Below are 16,419 nucleotides of genomic sequence, written 5' to 3'. Positions count from 1 at the left end.
ATGCTCGTCAGATCATGCTGCGACTGCCTCAGGGGACGGCCCCGCTTCGGGGAACGCCACGGCCTCATCGAAGCGCCGACCGTGCTGAAGGCAGTGGTAGAGCTGTCCGATCATGCGGTTGAAGCAATGCCACGAAGTTAGCGTCGCAGCCGCCAAGTCAAGGGCGGTCCGAGATGAGTGGTTCTGGCGGTGCAGGGCGGGATCCCCTGGTAAGAGGAAGTCGACCAAGACGTTCCTGACCAGGGGATCCGTTGTCGAGCCAGCTTTCCACTTGCATCATGACGCGCACTACCACCGTCGCCGCGGGCGCCTTCGCGCCGGGCCATCTTGGCGGGCTGACACAGCACATACCCTTCGAGCTCGTCGATGATGTCCTCGAAGAGACCAAGACCGTTCAGGTTCGCGTGCGTACGCTCCCGTCCCGGGTCGGTATCTACTTCGTCCTGGCCCTGGGCCTGTTCCCGACCCTGGGATACAGACGTGTGTGGGACAAGCTCGTGGCCGGCTTGTCGGGCATCGACTTGTGTATTCCTTCGGAAGCCGCCCTGCGGCAGCTACGCCGACGTCTGGGGCCGGAGCCGCTGAAGACTCTGTTCGACGGTTTGGCGGTGCCGCTGGCGCGGCCATCGACTCCCGGCGTCCGCTACCGGCGCTGGCGGACCGTAGCGTTCGACGGCTGTAGTTCCCTCAAGGCCCCTGACCTGCCACGCATCCGGGTCCTGCTGGGCAAAGTCCGGCACCACTGGGGCATGTCCGGCTACCCGTCTTTGAGGCTGACCGTGCTGTGCGAGACCGGGACCCGGGGCCTGCTCGGCGCGGTCTTCGGCCCGTCCGAGAACGGCGAGACCGCCCAGGCGACCGAACTGCTGCCCCGGCTCACACCACAGATGCTCCTGCTGGCCGACCGAGCCTTCGACGGTGATGACTTCCTTCGCGCCGTCGCCAGCACCGGTTCTCAGTTCCTGGTCCGGCTGTGTGCCCACCGGCGCCCCGCGGTGCTGGCAGTCCTCCCCGACGGCTCCTACCTCACCCTCTTCCACGGTCTGCGCGTCCGCGTCATCGAAGCCGACATCACCCTCACCACCAGCAGCGGACAACGCATCACGGGCCGCTACCGGCTCGCGACAAGCCTCTTGAACCACCGCCAAGACCCTGCCGAGGCCCTAATCCGTCTCTACCACGAACGCTGGGAGATCGAGTCCGCCTTCTACTCGCTGCGGCACACCCTGCTGACCGGACGGGTCCTGCGTTCCCAAGAACCGCGCGGACTCGAGCAGGAAGTGTGGGCTCTGCTCACTCTCTACCAAGTGCTCCGCACGGCAATGGCCGAAGCCGTCGAGTCCGTTCCCGGGGTCGACCCGGACCGGGCAAGCTTCACCGTCGCCCTTCAAGCTGCCCGCGACCAGGTGGTCCGTGCCGACTACGTCCTGCCGACCTCGTCGAACCGCACCCCCATTTCCACTGCGGTCCTGTCAGCTCTGCTGCCGCCCAGACGCCCACGCACCAGCGCCCGCAAGGTCAAGTGCCCGACCTCGCGCTATCCGGCGAACCCGACTAGCGAGCATCCCTTGACCAGCCAGAACGTCACCAGCCTCGCCGTCGAGATCCACACCCAACCCCCATCATCCGCAGCACACGGACGCAGCGGTCAACGCAACCAAGTCCTCCAGCACATGCGCACCTCACCTCATCGGTCCTGGCACGCGCGCGAGCTGGCCACAGCCCTCGACTTCACCCATTACGACAGCTTCTGCGTCCAGCTGGGCCGCTGGACACGGGAAGGTCTCCTCGAGAAGATCGCGAACGCGACCTACAAGCTCGCCCCCGAATGCCTACCGCCTCAAGCTTCGCCCACCGACAGCCGCCCTTGACTTGGCGGCTGCGACGCTAACTTCGTGGCATTGGCGGTTGAAGAGGTTGCGCTGGGCTGATGCGTGCCAGTCTCCGTGGTCGCGGCGGCGTCGGTAGTGGGCTTTGGCGCCGGGTGAGGCGGTGATTGAGGAGAAGGCCCAGAGGTATCCGGCGTGGTTGAGGAGGTCGTTCTTGACCCAGCGGCGGGTGATGGACGTTTTCTTGCCGGAGGCTCTGGTGATGGGTGAGGAGCCGGCGTATGCCTTGAGGCCGCGGGCGTCGGCGAAACGGTTGCGGTCGTCTCCGATCTCGGCGAGCAGCCCGGCGCCCACGTGACCGCCACCGCGACCATCGTTCAGTGCTCGAACAGCCAGTTGGGGGACTCCCTCGCGGCTGTCGCTATCACCGGATTAGGACGGTTCCGACGCCGTGATCACACCAGTCACGCCAAGATCATTTCACCGAAGCCGGCAGCTGCGGCACGGCTGGAACGTGCAGGCTCAGCTCGCCGTCGCTGTCCGAACCCCAAAGGCGACCAGCACGGCTCCCGCCAGACGACTCATCCCACGCCGGAATCGAGGTGTGTCGATTGCCGTGCGCGCGACTGCGACCATCGAAGCCCAGAAGTGCAGCCACACCAGCACGACCACTATGTGCGCGACCGCAAGCGTGGCGATCTGCGGCGCGATGGAGCGGCTGGAGGTCAGGAATTGCGGGACCAGGGTGAGATAGACCGACGCTGCTTTCGGATTGAGGACGTTGGACCACAACCCCTGGCCGAAACCCCCGAGTTGAGCCCATGGCAGGCGCCATCGCCTGCGTGCCGTTGGTTCGACGCCTCGACGCGCTGAACGCCACATCGCCACGCCCAACCAGATGAGATAGATGCCGCCCACGAGCTTCACCACGGTGAGCGCGCGAGCCGACGACATGACCAGGGCGGACAGGCCCACCGCGGCAAAGGCCGCGTGGACCAGGAGCCCGCATGCCGAGCCCAAGGCGGCGCGTATGCCGTCGGACCGCGAGCCCGCGATCACCCGCTGCGTGACCAGCGTGAAACTCGTACCGGGAATCAATGTCAGGGGTGTGACTGCAGCCACGAAGCCGAGTACCAGATGCCACTGCACGCAACGAGCCTACGCAACAGGCGGGCGCCAAACCTCCAGTTGTCCTGACCAGTTCGAGGCGAGCCCGACCGGGACAACCCGCACCTGCACTGACTTGAAGATCGTTTACGGGACAGCCCTTGGCCGGGGCGCTTGGTGTCATGGGCCACGGCGTGGAACCGCCGGGTGGCCGGGGAGCACGCGGCGCCGGGGGAGGGGAGCATCGAGTAGACGGTGCCGGCGAGGCCGGCGACGACGAGCCGGTCACCGGCGAGAACCTTGTCCGCGAGGCTGGCCTGGCACGGCTGGCACTTCTCCATGCAGGCCCCGATCAGCGCGGAAGCGGTCTGCATGTCGGCCTGTCGGTCGGCGCCGGTCTTGGACCTCCGCGTAGCCGTCAGCACCTCCCCTGAAGACGCACCTGCGGGCGCCCGCTGAGATCTCGGGACAGCAGCATCGCTGGACGGGCCCATCACGGCCCGCCCAGCGCCGTCAGCCCTATCTCTGACCCATGGTGCAAGGTAGAAGCACGTCCCACCGGTTCCGGCGACGTGCGGCGGGGTCGCACTCGGCGACGTGCCGAGCGACCGCGTCGACGCCGGGGCGGGCGTACCGCTCCAGGGAGCGGACAGAGGCATGACGGGAGCGGGCCAGCAGCATCGGGGTGGAAGTGCCGCCCTCCGCGCCGTGTGTCAGGGCACTGTGGCGGAGCCGGTGCAGCGTGAAGCCGTCCAGGTCCTCGATGTCCTCGGATGAGGCGAGCGGGTTGGCCGGTCGGCCCGTGCGCTCGCGACGGACGTCAGGGGCTGGGCTGCCGTGCGGCCTCAGTCGAGTGCCTTCAACGCTCCGGTGACGGCGAACTCCAGGAACGTCCGGTCGACGCGGGCCTGGCCCATCACGCGAAGGCCCTGGACGAACGTGATGAAGAAGCGGGCCAGTTCCACCGGACTGTGCTCGCTGCCCAGTTCTCCCCGGCCCCTGGCGCGGTCCAGTGCCCCGGTCAGCACGGACTCCATGGCGGTCATGGTCGCGTGCGCCTGCTCCGCCGTGTCGTCGTGGGTCGCACGCTCGGTGGTCGCGTTGACGAGCAGACAGCCGCGCTGCCGGTCCACCGCGTCGGTCGTGACCATCGCGATCAGGATTCCTCGCAACACCGCACGGATGTCGGAGCCGGCTCGGACGTCCCGGTCGAGAGCCGCGACCAGATCGTCGCAGTAGCGTTTCAGGGCCTGTGCGTAGAGGCCGTCCTTCGAACCGAACGCCGCGTACAGGCTGCCGCTGCCGATTCCCAGCAGTTCCGTCAGCTGTGGCACCGGCGTGGAGTGATAGCCCTGTCTCCAGAACAGACGCATGGCCTGTTCCACTGCCACGTCGGTGTCGAATTCACGAGGGCGTGCCACAGCGAGATCCTTTCGTCGGCGAAGTCCTCGGGCGTGCCGGAAGGCCATGGTCAGGGCCCGAGGCGGGCGGGGCGTCCGGTGGGGTGCCCGACGCTCGATCTGCCGGACGGGAGGTACTGGGGGAGTCGGAACGGAACATCTTCCTGACTCTGGCACGGAGGCTCTCAGCAAGCATGAGTCGATCGACTGTAGTCGTGAAGCCGCCGGTTGATTTCGTTGCTTGTGCAGGTTTGTAGGTGAGTTTCGGATTCGGCGAACATTACGTCGAGGATGCTGCCCCCTCTCGACGGCAGTGGCGGGCGCGTCAGGTGGGGTGCCCTTCCCACGTGTCATCGCGCGCCGGCCGGGCCGGATTCGGGACTGCTCCCGCAATGTATGCCGCCTCACCTCACGCACCGTCTCCTGGTGGCGAGAAGGAGCGGGATCCTGCACGAAATGTGGGCCAGAACCTGCTTCCCACCCATGGGTGGCCATCCGTGGCACCATCGGGTTCCATATCGATATGACCAGAGGCATGTCTGGCCGGGTGTTCTGCGGTTAGCCTCGACGACATTGACGGCAACAGTCCGAGGACTAACATGCAGGAGCACCTGAACCCCCCTCTGGAGCCCGGTAACGCGCCCCGGCACGCGGCTGCCATAGTCGCGAGCGCGGCCGACATCAGCGGTGCGGAACTGGATTACAGCCCCGAGAGCATCGATCTGGTCGAGGACATAGTCGACGGCTTCCGTGCCGAAGGTGTCACGGGCGAGCACATGGCCGAATCCCTCATCGCGTTCGGTTGTTACATCGGTGAGATACTGACCCGCCACGTCGGAGGAGCCTGGCGGCAGGCCCCGACGGTCTCCTCTACCGCCGTCCCCCTCGTCGTGGAACTGCCCGACGCACGGGAATGCCGGCCGATCGACTGGGTCTTCCGCCGACTTGAGTTCGGAGCCGACGTCAGTATCCGCGACCTCTACGCGGCGGCCGACGCGGGAGACGGGCCCCCGGACGAGCAGACACGGACGTGAGGACATGTGCGCGGATGACAGGCGTGTGCGGGTAAGGCGCCTGAGTGTGTGTCCTGACATACACGTGTGACTGGCAGGCAGGCGCGAGCGTGTCACCGAGTCGCGCAGGCCGTTGGCCGCGGCCGGGTTTGCTCTCTTCCGGACCCTGGGCGCCGCCTTCCGCGCTGAGCGGGCAGCTTCGCAGCTGAGGGCGACGGGCCGGACGGCGACCGGACGACCCGCCGAGGGTGACGCTTCCCACTGCTGTCGCCGAAGCAGCCGGCCATCGCGGCGAGGATGGCGTGCTTCTCGCGTGTCTCGGTCGGCAGACCGGTGCCCGGTCGGCCAGGGTGACGCGCCGCCCTCGGGAGCCGGCGGCGTGGCAACGCTCTCGGAGCCGGGCACCGCGAAGGGGACCCGTAAAGACAGGCCCGATGGCGCGAGACGCACCGCTCGGCGGCCGCACGGAGGTTGCGCCGTAGATGGAAACGGTCTGCGACCTGCACTGCAGTGGGTGCCCCCTCACTGCCGGCGCCTTCGGCGAAGAAGGGGGTGCGGTTACGGTGACGCCGATCCAGATCGCCTCGCCCCGCTGACAACACCACGACTCGCGTGCAGAGCCGGTGGTCCGGACGACCGGGATGCCGTCAGCCCCCGTGATGGTCCCTCAGCACCTGGGCGAGCTGCGCCCGCGCCGTCACACCCAGCCGGGGGAAGATGCGGTAGAGGTACGTCTCCACGGTTCGCGGTGAGAGACCGAGCTGTTCGCCGATCTCACGGTTGGACAGTCCACGACCGGCGAGTTCGGCTATCCGCAGCTCCTGGGCGGTCAGAAGGCCAGGGGCCGCGGCGGGCCGGCCCCCGTCCGCGGCGCCACCCTCCGGCTGCTCGACGGATGCCCGCGGCTCCTCGGTGATCCGCCCGGTACGTGCCTCGGCTCCCATCTCGGTGTAGGTGGCTGCCGTCTGGAGCAGGGTGGCACGGGAGCCGGCGTACCGACGACGGCGCCGCAACCACCGCCCTTGAGCCAGGTGCAACGGCGCCTCGACGAAGGAGTGCACGTACCCGCCGGGCTCGTCCCGTGCGTCCCGGTCGTCGACAGTCACCAGCAAGGGGCGCACGGCGCCCATCGACTCCAGGAGGCCGAGAACGGCGAAGGACAGCCGCAGCAGGCCGACCCGGCCGGGCGCGGTGCCGACCGGCAGCATCTCCACGGCTTCCAGCCGCCCCGCTGCCGGGGTTCGGCCCCGGTTCCTCAGGGCCGGCCGGAGAATCCGGAGCAGACCGCAGAGTCCGGGCGGGTTGCTGCTCCGTACGCCGGCGCAGTGCAGCACGCATATACCGGCATCGGCGGCCGACCCGGCGGTGGCTTCCGGCAGGGCCGAGTCGGCCGGACCGGCCTGGCCGCCAACCGCCCGGGCCGACCCGTGGCCCGTCACCCCGCACGGGACGTCCTGGCGCGCCCGCAGCTCCGGATCACGGCCGACGAGCCCCGGGCTCCCCGGCGCAGTCACGGGAAGAGGGGCGGCGGGCGAGAGCGTGTGCTGACCCGCCTTTCCGGCGGCGGGAGGGGAGAGCCTGGTCTGCATGTTCATCGATGCCCCTGTTCCGCGGTGAACGGTCCCCTCCGACCCAGGGAGCGCTCTTTTGTCTGCACCCATCCCAGTGGAGAGGCGCCGGCAGAACCAGGCAGTTCGCGTGCAGCTTGCCCCCGAGGAGGGGAGAAGCCGGTCCGGGACAGTCGACAGGCGGCGTCATCCCGGGGGGCCCGCTTCGCGCGGAGGGCCCCGGATGCGTCGGACGGCGGCTGTCATCGCAGCGGCGCGTCACCTCTCAGTGGGTTTCGTCGAGCGCCCCGGCCCTGGCCCGCATCTCCTCGGCGCGAGCATCGCCGATCGCGCTCAGGAGCCGGGCGGCTCGCGTCCAGCTCTCACGTGCTTCCGCGTCGTTACCGCGTTCCAATTGGGCCGACGCGATGTGATCCAGCACGTCGGCCTGGTTGTAACTGTCGAGAACCTCTTCGTACAGGCGCAGGGACCTGCGGTAGTCCGCGATCGCGGCATCGAGCTCGCCCAGGCGCTGTCGGGCATACCCGATGCTGTCCCAGGTCGCCGCCTCACTCCGGCGGTTCCCGGCCTCCCGCAGCATGGGGAGCGCTTCCTCGCACATGGCGATGGCCTGCCGGTGATCGCCGAGGAGCGTCAGGTACCAGCCGACGGCGTTGAGTTCGCGAGCCTCGCTGCCGCGGTCCCCGAGCGTCCGGAAGAGCGCCAGAGCCCGCCTGGCATGGTGCAGTGCCTCGGTGTGGCGCCCCTGCCGGCCACGCACCCAGCCGATGCTCCGCTCAGTGGCGGCCTGCTCCGCAGGGGTCAGCCGGTGCAGCTGGTCGAGCATCAGACCGACCTGTTCCTCGGCCTGGTCGACCTGGCCCGTCTGGGCCAGTGCGCGAGCCAGGCTCGCACAGTTCCTGGCGATGGCGGTCGGATCGTCCAGTACCAGGGCCGCGTCCAGACCGATCCGCTTGGCCGAGATCTCGTCGGCCCAGCGGCCCATGATCGAGTAGTAGCTCACCCAGTCGTGCGTGAGGTACATGCGATAGCGCAGCAACCGCGGATCGTTCATGGAGCGCAGGGCGGCCGCGACGGTCGACTCCTCCTGACGGAACCACTCCAGCGCCTCCTCACGGGTGTCGACCACGACACTCGTCACATCCTCGGCCGAGGGGGCGGGTACTTCGAATCCGGGGCGTCGGTCGAGAACACGCGTGGCCTCGTGTGCGTTGTGGCGCAGGTAGTCCAGCAGACGTATCTCGGCCCGCAGACGGTCGTCCTTCTCCTGCTCGACGAGCTCGGCGCCGTAGACCCGTACCAGGTCGTGCAGCACGTATCGGCCCTCCGCGTCACGCCAGAGAAGGTTCGCCGAGGTCAGCTCCCGCAGATGCCGCCGGGCCGCGGCCATCCCGGTCCCCGCCAGCGAGGCGGCGGCCTCCGCCGACACCGACGGCCCGGGGCTCAGGGCCATATGCCGGAAGAACCGTGCGGTCTCAGGAGTCAGGGCCCGGTAGGACCAGGAGAACACCGCGCGGACATCGTCTCGTCGGCCACCCGCGGACAGGGCGTCCAGCCGAGGCCGGGACTCGCGCAGCTCGCGCACCCCGATCCGAAGCGGGACCTGCGGAGCAGCGCTCAGCTGCGCACCGACGATCGCGACCGCCAACGGCAGAAAACCGCACAGCTCCACCAGCTCCGAAGCCGCCTCCGGCTCCGCCCGGCATCGTTCCTCGCCGATCCGCGCGGCCAGAGCCGCCAGCGCCTCCTCACGGGTCCACACGTCCAGACTGAGCATGGAGGCGCCCTCGGTCACAGCCAGACCGGACAGCTGATTGCGCGAAGTGATGATCGTCAGGCACCCCCCGGAGGCCGGCAGCAAGGGCCTGACCTGCTCCGCGTCCCGTGCGTTGTCGAGTACGACGATCAACTGCCGGGACGTCGTCTGCTCCCGGAACAGCGCACTGCGCTCCTCGGTGCCGCTCGGCACGCCGCCGCTGGGCACCCCCAGCGCAGCGAGAAACCCGCCCAGGGCCTCACCGGGGTCGAGAGGCTGTCCGGAGTCCTCGAAACCGCGCAGGTTCACATACAGCTGCCCGTCCGGGAAATGGTTCGCCACCTGATGCGCCCACCGCACGGCGAGTGTCGTCTTGCCGACACCTGCCATGCCACCGATCGCGGAGATGACGACATGCCCTCCTCGCCCGGCGACCTGCGAGGTGAGTCCGTGGACGGCAGCCAAGGCCTCGTCCCGGCCGCGGAACGTCACGAGGTCGGGCGGCAGCTGCCGCGGAACCTGCCCGGTGCGCCGCGCCGACGCCTCCACGAACCGTTGCCGTTCGTCCCCGTCCAGCTCCAGGGCGTCCATCAACTCGCTCAGCGTCGCCTGCCGCGGCAGGCTGTGCCCGCGCTCCATGTCACTGATGGCCCGGACGCTCACCCCTGAGGCCTCGGCGAGGCTCTCCAGCGTCAGCAGCGAACGCTGCCGCGCCTCACGCAGCAGCCGGCCGAAAGCCGTTCTGCCCATCTCCACCCCCGAGGGACGTGCCCTGGGAGCCCTTCCCTGACCAGTGCCGTCACGTGCGAACACCGCGAACCTACCAGTTGTGGAATGGACGTTAAAGCAAGTTGTGAGTGCTGGAGCGGAGCGCACTCGTGGGACAACGGAAATGCCTCTCAACTGCCTTGAGCACCCCGCCCGGAGCAGGCGCCGGCGGTGCTGTGCGGGAGCTGCCCGTGAACGCGGCCGGCCCGACTCCGCTCGCCCGGAGGGCGCGTTCGATCCGGCTGTGCCGACCTCGCCGACCTCGTACGGCAGTGGGCGCCGACGTCCGCTGGAATGCGCCCGGGCCCCGAGTGCCCGGTGCCTGTGGCCGTGCCGGGCGCCGTGCTCCGGCCTCGCACCGGACGATCCCGCTCGTTGTGGAACTGTCCGGTGCACACGGGTGCCACCCCGTCGACCGGGTCTTCGGCCGTCGCGAGCACGGGAGCGATGTCAGTGTCCGCGACCTGCACGTGGCTGCCGACCGTGCGGGCGGCGCCGGGTCGAGCCCCGCCGGAGCCGTGATTACGGCGCCCAGGGTTCATACCTGAATGTTAAAGTTTTTCTGCGTCGGACAGGTGCGGTGGCCGTGGTCCGGAGACCGACCGGCCACCCGGCCGAGGACTCCGCGGACGACACGTGTGCGATACGAACGCTTGGCTGGGGGAGGGCATGGCATGGGTGCACGCGCCCCGGGCGGCAGCGGCCTCATCGGCCGCGAGCGGGAGCGGGATCTGGTGTCGTCGTTCCTGGCCGGCCTGTCCGATGGTGGTCGAATCCTGCACCTGAGCGGCGTTCCGGGCATCGGGAAGACCGCCGTCCTACGGTTCGCCGTGGACGCGGCGGCACGCCGGGAAGTCCCCGTACTGTCGACGTCCTGGGTCCCCGACGAACGGGGACTGCGTTACGCCGCACTGCACGGGCTGCTCCGTCCCCGTCTGCCGCGACTTCGCCAACTGCCTCCGGAGGAACGCTCGTTGCTGGAGTCGGTGTTCGCGGGTCACGCCGCGGAACCGGAACCGGAGCGCCTGGCACGGTCCGCGCTGCGCCTGCTGGCCCTGGCGCCGGGCCCCGTCCTCGTCTGCGTGGACGACTTCGACCGGCTCGATGCGGCGAGCCGTGACACCATCGGTCACATGGCCCGGCTGTGCGGGCAGACCCAGGTGAGCATGGTCGTCGCCGAGCGAACCGCCCCGGCGGCCTGGCTGCCGGCCGACGCACTCACCACCGTTCTCACCCCCCTCCCCGCTGACGAGGCCCGTGAACTCGTCCACCGGTCCCGGCCGTCCGCGGCCCACGCGGAAGCCGAACTCGTCCTCGCCGTGGCACAGGGCAATCCGCTCGCGCTCACGGAGCTGTCGCTCGGCGGCAACGGCCTCAGGGACGCGGCCGGCTTCGGCATGCTCCCCGCCACCCCCCGCCTGGCCGACGCGTACGCGGAGGACCTGCGGGCACTGTCGGCAGCCGGCCATGGTGTCCTGCTCACCGCGGCGTTGAGCACCTCCTCGGTCGTCCAGGAGATCCTGGACGCCGGCGCGCGCCTGCCGGGCGGTACACAGGCGGCCCGGGCGGGACTGGCGGAGATCGCCGAGCGCGGTCTCGTCGACGTACGCGAACACCACATCCGGTTTCCCGAGCCGCTCATCCGCACCGCGGTCCTGCACACGGCTTCGGCCGCACGCCGCATGGCCGCCCACGCGGCGCTCGGACACAGCGTCACGGACCCCGCTCACGCGGCCTGGCACACGGCCCAGTGCGTGACCGGTGCTGACGAAGAACTCGCCGAGCGGCTGGAATCACTGGCCGAAGGTCCCTGGCCGGGCGCCGGCCTGCTGAGAGCCCTGGCAGCACTCGAATGCGCCGCCCGGCTGTCCGCGGACCCGGAACGCCGAGCGGGCCGCCTGCTCCGCGCCGCCGAACTGGCGTGCCACCACGGTCTGGTGGAGCAGGCCCATCAGCACGCCCGTGGCATCGATCCCGACGAACTCGGAGACCTCGGCAGCGCCATGCTGCTGTGGCTGCACGACCTGGTGCCGGGGAATCTGCCGGTCGGCCGTGAACGGATCGCGCACCTGTGCTCCGCGGCCCGCGCCGTGGCCGCGGCACATCCCGTTCTCGCGCAGAAACTGCTGCACGCCGCCGCAGGCCGATGCTGGTGGCAGCAGGCCGGCGCCACCGACCGCGACCTGGTGGTGCGGACGTTGAAGGAACTGCGGACGCCGCCATGGGGGACACGCGACATCGCCGTCCTGGCGCTGACCGATCCCCTGTCGGTCAGCCGCCTGCCCCTGCGGACATCGGAGCCCCCCGACCCCGACCAACGGCTGCTCCTCGGTCAGGCCGCCCATCTCACCGGCGACCTCGCGCAGGCTGCGGTGTTCCTCCAGGAGGCCGAAGCAGCCGCGCGTGCCGACGGCCGCCACGGACGGCTGCCGCACATCCTCGCGGCGAGGGCGTTGGGCGAGATCTGGCGGGGCTCCGAATGGCGTACTGCTGAAGCGATGGCCGCCGAGGGCCGGATGATCGCCACCGGACTGGAGCACCGCAACTTCGCAGTCCGGGCCATCGGAGCCCAAGGCGTCCTCGCGGCCCTGCAGGGACGGCACGACAGAGCCCGGCAATGCGCTGCGGAGATCGACGAGGCATCCCTGCACCTCGGCCAGGGTCAGCACCTGAGCCTGGCCACCCTCACCCGGGTTCTGACGGCCTCCGGCACGGGACGGTACGCCGAGGCCTACACCCAACTGCGTGCGTCGTTCACCGAACTGCTGACGCCTTACTCGTTCGAGCAGTTCTGGGGACTGGCCTTCCTCGTCGAGGCAGCTCTGCCCGCGGGGGAGGCGGACGACGCCAGGGCGGTCGTCGAGCAGATCGATCACCGGACCCGGACAGGGCGGTCGCCCCTGCTCGAACGGATCCTGGACTACGCCGGCGCGGTCCTGGCCCAGGACGAGGAGGCGGAGAACCGCTACCGCGCGGCACTCGGCGACGGGTCCGAACAGTGGCCCCTGCTGTATGCCATGACGCAGTTCAGCCATGGCGTGTGGCTCAGGCGCCGACGCCGTGTTCTCGAGTCACGCGCACCCCTCACCACGGCCGAGTCCGTCTTCCGGTCCCTCGGGGCCATGCCCCGCGCGGAGCTGGCGGCCGCGGAACTGAGGGCGGCCGGCCTGGCGGACACCACCGAGTCCGGGAACACCGCGGCCCAGGTCCTGTCCCCGCAGCAACTCACCATCGCGCGCCTCGCGGCCCAGGGCCTGACCAACCGGGCCATCGCAGAACGCCTTCAGCTGTCGCCCCGCACCGTGGCTTCGCACCTCTACCAGATCTTCCCCAAGCTCGACGTCACTTCACGCGCGCAGCTCGCCGAGAAGCTGCACCCACGCTGACACACACGGCCCGCATGGTGCCGTGGGCCGACGCGTGCGAAGGAGGGGGCATGTGCGCAGGAGCCCGCGTGGCTGTGCCGGCTTCTTTGGGGTCGTTTCACCGCGACGTCGGGAGTCGTGCTGCGACGAGGCGTCGCCTGAGGCTACGACCTTCGGTCACCCTTGACCGGCCCCCCGCTTGGCCTCCGGTCAGTCGGCCTGGGCCAGGGCGTGTGTCGGAAGTCCCGCCTGCCCCGCGACGCCTGGCACGCACGCTCGCTGCGTTGTCGGGGTCGTCCACGTACGTCCAGTACGAGGACGACCCTCCGCCTTGCGATCGCACGCACCGGACGCCGCCGGGCCCACCCTTCGGGCGGACGGCGGCACTTGCGACACACGCCCTAGTTCGGCTTGAGCCTCGGTGTGGGCGGGGCGAAGGACTCGGTCCCACAGTCGCCCCGAAACGGCTTTTGCAGCCACGCATACAACCACCCGCGCGAGCCTCGGCACCAGATGGCTCGCCCAGCCCGTCGTACGCCTCAGCCGACCGGTTCGTTCCGCAGGGCCGTGGCCAACTGAGCCCGCGTCGTCACGCCCAGCCGGGGAAAGATCTGATACAGGTAGGACCCGATCGTCCGCGGTGACAGGCCGAACTCCGCACCGATCTGACGGTTCGAGAGCCCTTGACCGGCGAGGGTGGCGATGCGCAGCTCCTGCGGACTGAGCAGTCCCGCGGCCGGCGCCGGCCGCGGCGCCCCCGAGGTGACGGTCCCCGCACTCTCTCCGGAGGCCCGTAGCTCCTCGGTGATCCGCGCGACACGGGCCTCCGCGCCTATCATGGCGAAGGTGGCCGCCGCCTGGCGCAAGGTGACGCGGGAGTCGGAGAACTCGCGCCGCCGTCGCAGCCACCGCCCGTGAGCCAGGCGCAGGGACGCCTCCAGGAAATGGTGGTGGGACAGGTCCATGGCGAAGGCCCGCTCGTACAGCGGCGCGCCGTGCTGATCGTCCGCCAGGACGGCCTGTGCCACAGCGAGTCCGACCGAGACGATCGGGGCGTGCTCGGGCCCCAGCTCCCGCTCCAGCTGCCGCAGCCTCGCACGTGCCTCGTCCGCCGCGTTCACGGCATCGGCCGCCTCTGCGAAGGGGACCAGGGCGAACAGGGCAGCGGTACAGGGTGCGGGGACGGCGAGAAGGCGAGCGAGGGTCGTGTAGCCGGCGGCGAAGTCGCCGCTCTCCACCTGAGCCCACCCGGTACTGACGGCGACGATGTCGTCCATCGCGGCCACGGACCGCCGTGCGACGTCGCGCGCCCGCGCATCGTCCCACGACACCACGGTGCCGGTGCGCAGACCTCGGGTGAGCTGTTCGAGGAGCCCCGCCGCGGTCGTGTGGTGGTCGTGGCCGCGATCCTCGGCGCTCTCACCGCAGCGCCGGAACGCCCGTTCGGCCTGCCCCCAGTCGCCGGTCACCAGGTGTGCCAGCCCCTGCCGGAGAAGTACGCCGGGCATGAGGTCGTGCAGGTCGTGGAAACGGCAGAGGCGCTCCGCCTGCCGGTGCAGATCCAGAGCCTGCAGGGGTGCACCGGCCAGCAGGGCCGCTTCCCCCAGGCGCTCAAGGTCTCGCACGGGCAGGTCGCCGCGTTCAAGACCGTCGGGCAGGCGCTCGATGACGGCTGAGGATCGTCGCAGCGGCATCGCGGTGGCCACGGCGTGCAGCAGCCGTGGATCGTCCGCCCTGTCCGGCAGCCGGTCGAGAAAGGAGAGGAGTGTGCCCGCGCGCTCGATGTCCTTCGTCACGGTGGGGGCTACGAGCTGGGCCAGCTCCAGCGCACTGTCCTGTTCGGCGGCGCCGACGGGCGTGGGCCAGGCGGCCGGATCCGCAGCTCGGGCGGGACTGCTCTCCAGCCGTGTCAGTGTCTCGGCGCAGAGGGTACTCAGAGGTCCCAGCGGGAGGCGCAGTGCACGGTGGGCCAACGTCCGCGCCATGCGCACCCAGTCGGCGTCGTACGCCAGTTGAGCTGCCCGCAGGAGGCAGCGACCCTGGTCCTCGGGCCCGCCGTACAGGTCGGCGGCGCGCCGCAGCAGACGAACGGCGGTGGCCGGATCGTTCTGCCGCAGTGCGTCGCCGTGCACGTCTTCGAGGCGGGCGGCGAGTTCCGGGTCGGGCCCCTCCACCGCTTGGGAAAGGTGCCACATATGCCGGACGGATCCCTGCTTCAGCTCGGCGGCCAGGGCTGCGTGGGCGGAGCGGCAGCGCCGTCGACCGGTGCCGTGGACCACGGCACCGGCGGTGGCGGGGTGGCCGAAATGCAGTCGCATGCCGTCGAACATCACGATGCCCTGGCGTTCCGCGGGTTCCACGGCCGTGAGATCAAGGGCGACGCCCCCGAGCCGGGAGGCGGCCGACAGAAGGGCCGGGATGTCCGCCGTCGGGTGGAGCGCCGCCACCAGCAGCAGATCTCGGGTCCCCGCCGGGAGCTGTGCGGTCGAGGGGGCCAGGGCGGCGGCCAGCCGGTCGGACGAGGCGGGCAGGTAGGGAGCGCAGTGGTCGGCCCGGATGGGAAGTTCGAGGAGGGCGAGGGGATTGCCGGCCGCGGTCGCCAGCAGCTCACGCTCGGTCCGGGGATCGTTGCCCGGACGCGTCTTCGCCAGCAGGGCGGCGGACTGGGCCCAGGGCAGCGGATGGAGCAGCAGTTCGGGAAGGCCCTCCGGAGACGCGGGGCGGGCATGCTGTGGGCGTACGGTCATCAGCAGACCCAGGGGGTGGCCTGCGGTTCTTCGGGCGACAAAGGCGAGAACGTCCCTACTGGGTTCGTCCAGCGCGTCCCAGTTGTCGACGACGATCAGCAGGGGCTGGTCGGCGCTGACCGCCTCAAGAGCGCCGAGAACGGCGAACGACATCCGGCCCCGGTCCTGCGGAGCCGGGGCGCCATCGACCAGCAGCGTCTCCAAGGCGTGGAACTGCCGGCCGGTCAGGAGCCGACGCGCATCCCCCAGGACAGGCCAGAGGACCTGAAGCAGACCGGAGAGCTCGGGCGGACGGCCACCGCGTATGCCGGTGCACCGCAGTATCCGCGCGCCGGCGGCGGCTGCCGACCCGGCACCGGCTTCCAGGATCTCCGACTTTCCCGATCCCGCGGCGCCGCGAACGACCAGGGTGGCACCGTCGGTCAGAGCGTCGCGCACGAAGGCCCGCAGCACCTCCAGCTCGCCATCACGTCCGACGAGCCTCGAATCGTTCACCGGCTCGTACGGAACGGTGGCGCCGATCGACGGCGGGTGGTGGACGGCCTCTTCGGCGGAGAAGAAGGCGCTCTGGGTCTGCGTGTTCATAGGTGCCCCGTTCCGGGCCGTTGAGCATTGCCATGCGGACCAAGGGGGCGCCCTTGAGCCTGACTCCCATCCCACCGGACCCACGGCTGCGAGAACAGGCAGTTCGCATGCAGCTTGCCCCGCAGTCGATGCGGCGTGCCGCGTTCACGAGCGGGCCGACCGGATGCCTCGTCACCGGTCACCCGGCGGAACGGCATCCGATGCGCGGCGATGCCGCCGACGCAGTCAGCGGTGGGCACCCCGACCTCGCCCGAGGCGATCCGTGCGGTCTGCCGGGCAGA

8 protein-coding genes and 1 pseudogene are annotated in these 16,419 nt (G+C 70.1%); 3 read left to right on the top strand and 6 right to left on the bottom strand.

What is annotated here, in order from left to right; all coding sequences use genetic code 11:
- Positions 1–251 precede the first annotated feature (251 nt).
- The gene (locus ACFU6I_RS18870; protein WP_384367735.1) at positions 252–1,871 is read left to right on the top strand and encodes an IS4 family transposase; all 1,620 of its coding nucleotides are present in this window, start codon (positions 252–254) and stop codon (positions 1,869–1,871) included.
- Positions 1,872–1,904: 33 nt separating this feature from the next.
- Here the strand turns inward: ACFU6I_RS18870 and ACFU6I_RS18865 are convergent.
- The 3 genes and pseudogenes from ACFU6I_RS18865 to ACFU6I_RS18855 form a co-directional block, all read right to left on the bottom strand.
- Positions 1,905–2,192 (bottom strand): annotated as a pseudogene (locus ACFU6I_RS18865) (transposase); the annotation flags it as partial.
- A gap of 159 nt (positions 2,193–2,351) precedes the next feature.
- Positions 2,352–2,978 carry a LysE family translocator gene (locus tag ACFU6I_RS18860; protein ID WP_384367732.1) on the bottom strand — a complete coding sequence of 209 codons (627 nt, stop codon included), beginning with the start codon at positions 2,976–2,978 and terminating at the stop codon, positions 2,352–2,354.
- Positions 2,979–3,781: 803 nt separating this feature from the next.
- A complete protein-coding gene (locus tag ACFU6I_RS18855; protein WP_384367729.1) occupies positions 3,782–4,357 on the bottom strand; it encodes a TetR/AcrR family transcriptional regulator in 576 nt (191 codons plus the stop codon).
- Between the two features lie 578 nt (positions 4,358–4,935).
- On the opposite strand from ACFU6I_RS18855, the gene ACFU6I_RS18850 reads away from it, so the two are divergent.
- On the top strand, positions 4,936–5,370 hold the full coding sequence (locus ACFU6I_RS18850) for a hypothetical protein (protein WP_384367726.1): 435 nt from the start codon (positions 4,936–4,938) through the stop codon (positions 5,368–5,370).
- 626 nt (positions 5,371–5,996) lie between these two features.
- On the opposite strand, the gene ACFU6I_RS18845 is transcribed toward ACFU6I_RS18850, so the two are convergent.
- Both ACFU6I_RS18845 and ACFU6I_RS18840 read right to left on the bottom strand, forming a co-directional pair.
- Positions 5,997–6,944: a response regulator transcription factor gene (locus tag ACFU6I_RS18845; RefSeq protein WP_384367723.1), complete on the bottom strand. Its 948-nt coding sequence runs from the start codon at positions 6,942–6,944 to the stop codon at positions 5,997–5,999.
- Positions 6,945–7,182: 238 nt separating this feature from the next.
- Entirely contained in the window at positions 7,183–9,423 is a 2,241-nt protein-coding gene (locus tag ACFU6I_RS18840; protein WP_384367720.1) for an ATP-binding protein, read from the bottom strand.
- Positions 9,424–10,115: 692 nt separating this feature from the next.
- Here ACFU6I_RS18840 and ACFU6I_RS18835 point away from each other — a divergent pair.
- Positions 10,116–12,827, top strand: a complete 2,712-nt coding sequence (locus ACFU6I_RS18835; protein WP_384367717.1) for an AAA family ATPase — start codon at positions 10,116–10,118, stop codon at positions 12,825–12,827.
- A 518-nt stretch (positions 12,828–13,345) separates the two neighbouring features.
- On the opposite strand, the gene ACFU6I_RS18830 is transcribed toward ACFU6I_RS18835, so the two are convergent.
- Positions 13,346–16,138 carry an AAA family ATPase gene (locus tag ACFU6I_RS18830; protein ID WP_384367714.1) on the bottom strand — a complete coding sequence of 931 codons (2,793 nt, stop codon included), beginning with the start codon at positions 16,136–16,138 and terminating at the stop codon, positions 13,346–13,348.
- Positions 16,139–16,419 lie beyond the last annotated feature (281 nt).

Source organism: Streptomyces sp. NPDC057486, assembly GCF_042802415.1.
In the GTDB taxonomy this organism is placed as follows: Bacteria; Actinomycetota; Actinomycetes; order Streptomycetales; family Streptomycetaceae; genus Streptomyces; species Streptomyces yanii.
The sequence above is the reverse complement of the archived record's forward strand: the minus strand, read 5'-3'. Positions and strand labels throughout refer to the sequence as shown.

Bases quoted from the DNA above. Each gene is read 5' to 3' on its own strand.
- ACFU6I_RS18845 (WP_384367723.1), bottom strand. From the start codon at position 6,944: ATGAACATGCAGACCAGGCTCTCCCCTCCCGCCGCCGGAAAGGCGGGT.
- ACFU6I_RS18835 (WP_384367717.1), top strand. From the start codon at position 10,116: ATGGGTGCACGCGCCCCGGGCGGCAGCGGCCTCATCGGCCGCGAGCGG.
- ACFU6I_RS18850 (WP_384367726.1), top strand. From the start codon at position 4,936: ATGCAGGAGCACCTGAACCCCCCTCTGGAGCCCGGTAACGCGCCCCGG.
- ACFU6I_RS18830 (WP_384367714.1), bottom strand. From the start codon at position 16,138: ATGAACACGCAGACCCAGAGCGCCTTCTTCTCCGCCGAAGAGGCCGTC.
- ACFU6I_RS18840 (WP_384367720.1), bottom strand. From the start codon at position 9,423: ATGGGCAGAACGGCTTTCGGCCGGCTGCTGCGTGAGGCGCGGCAGCGT.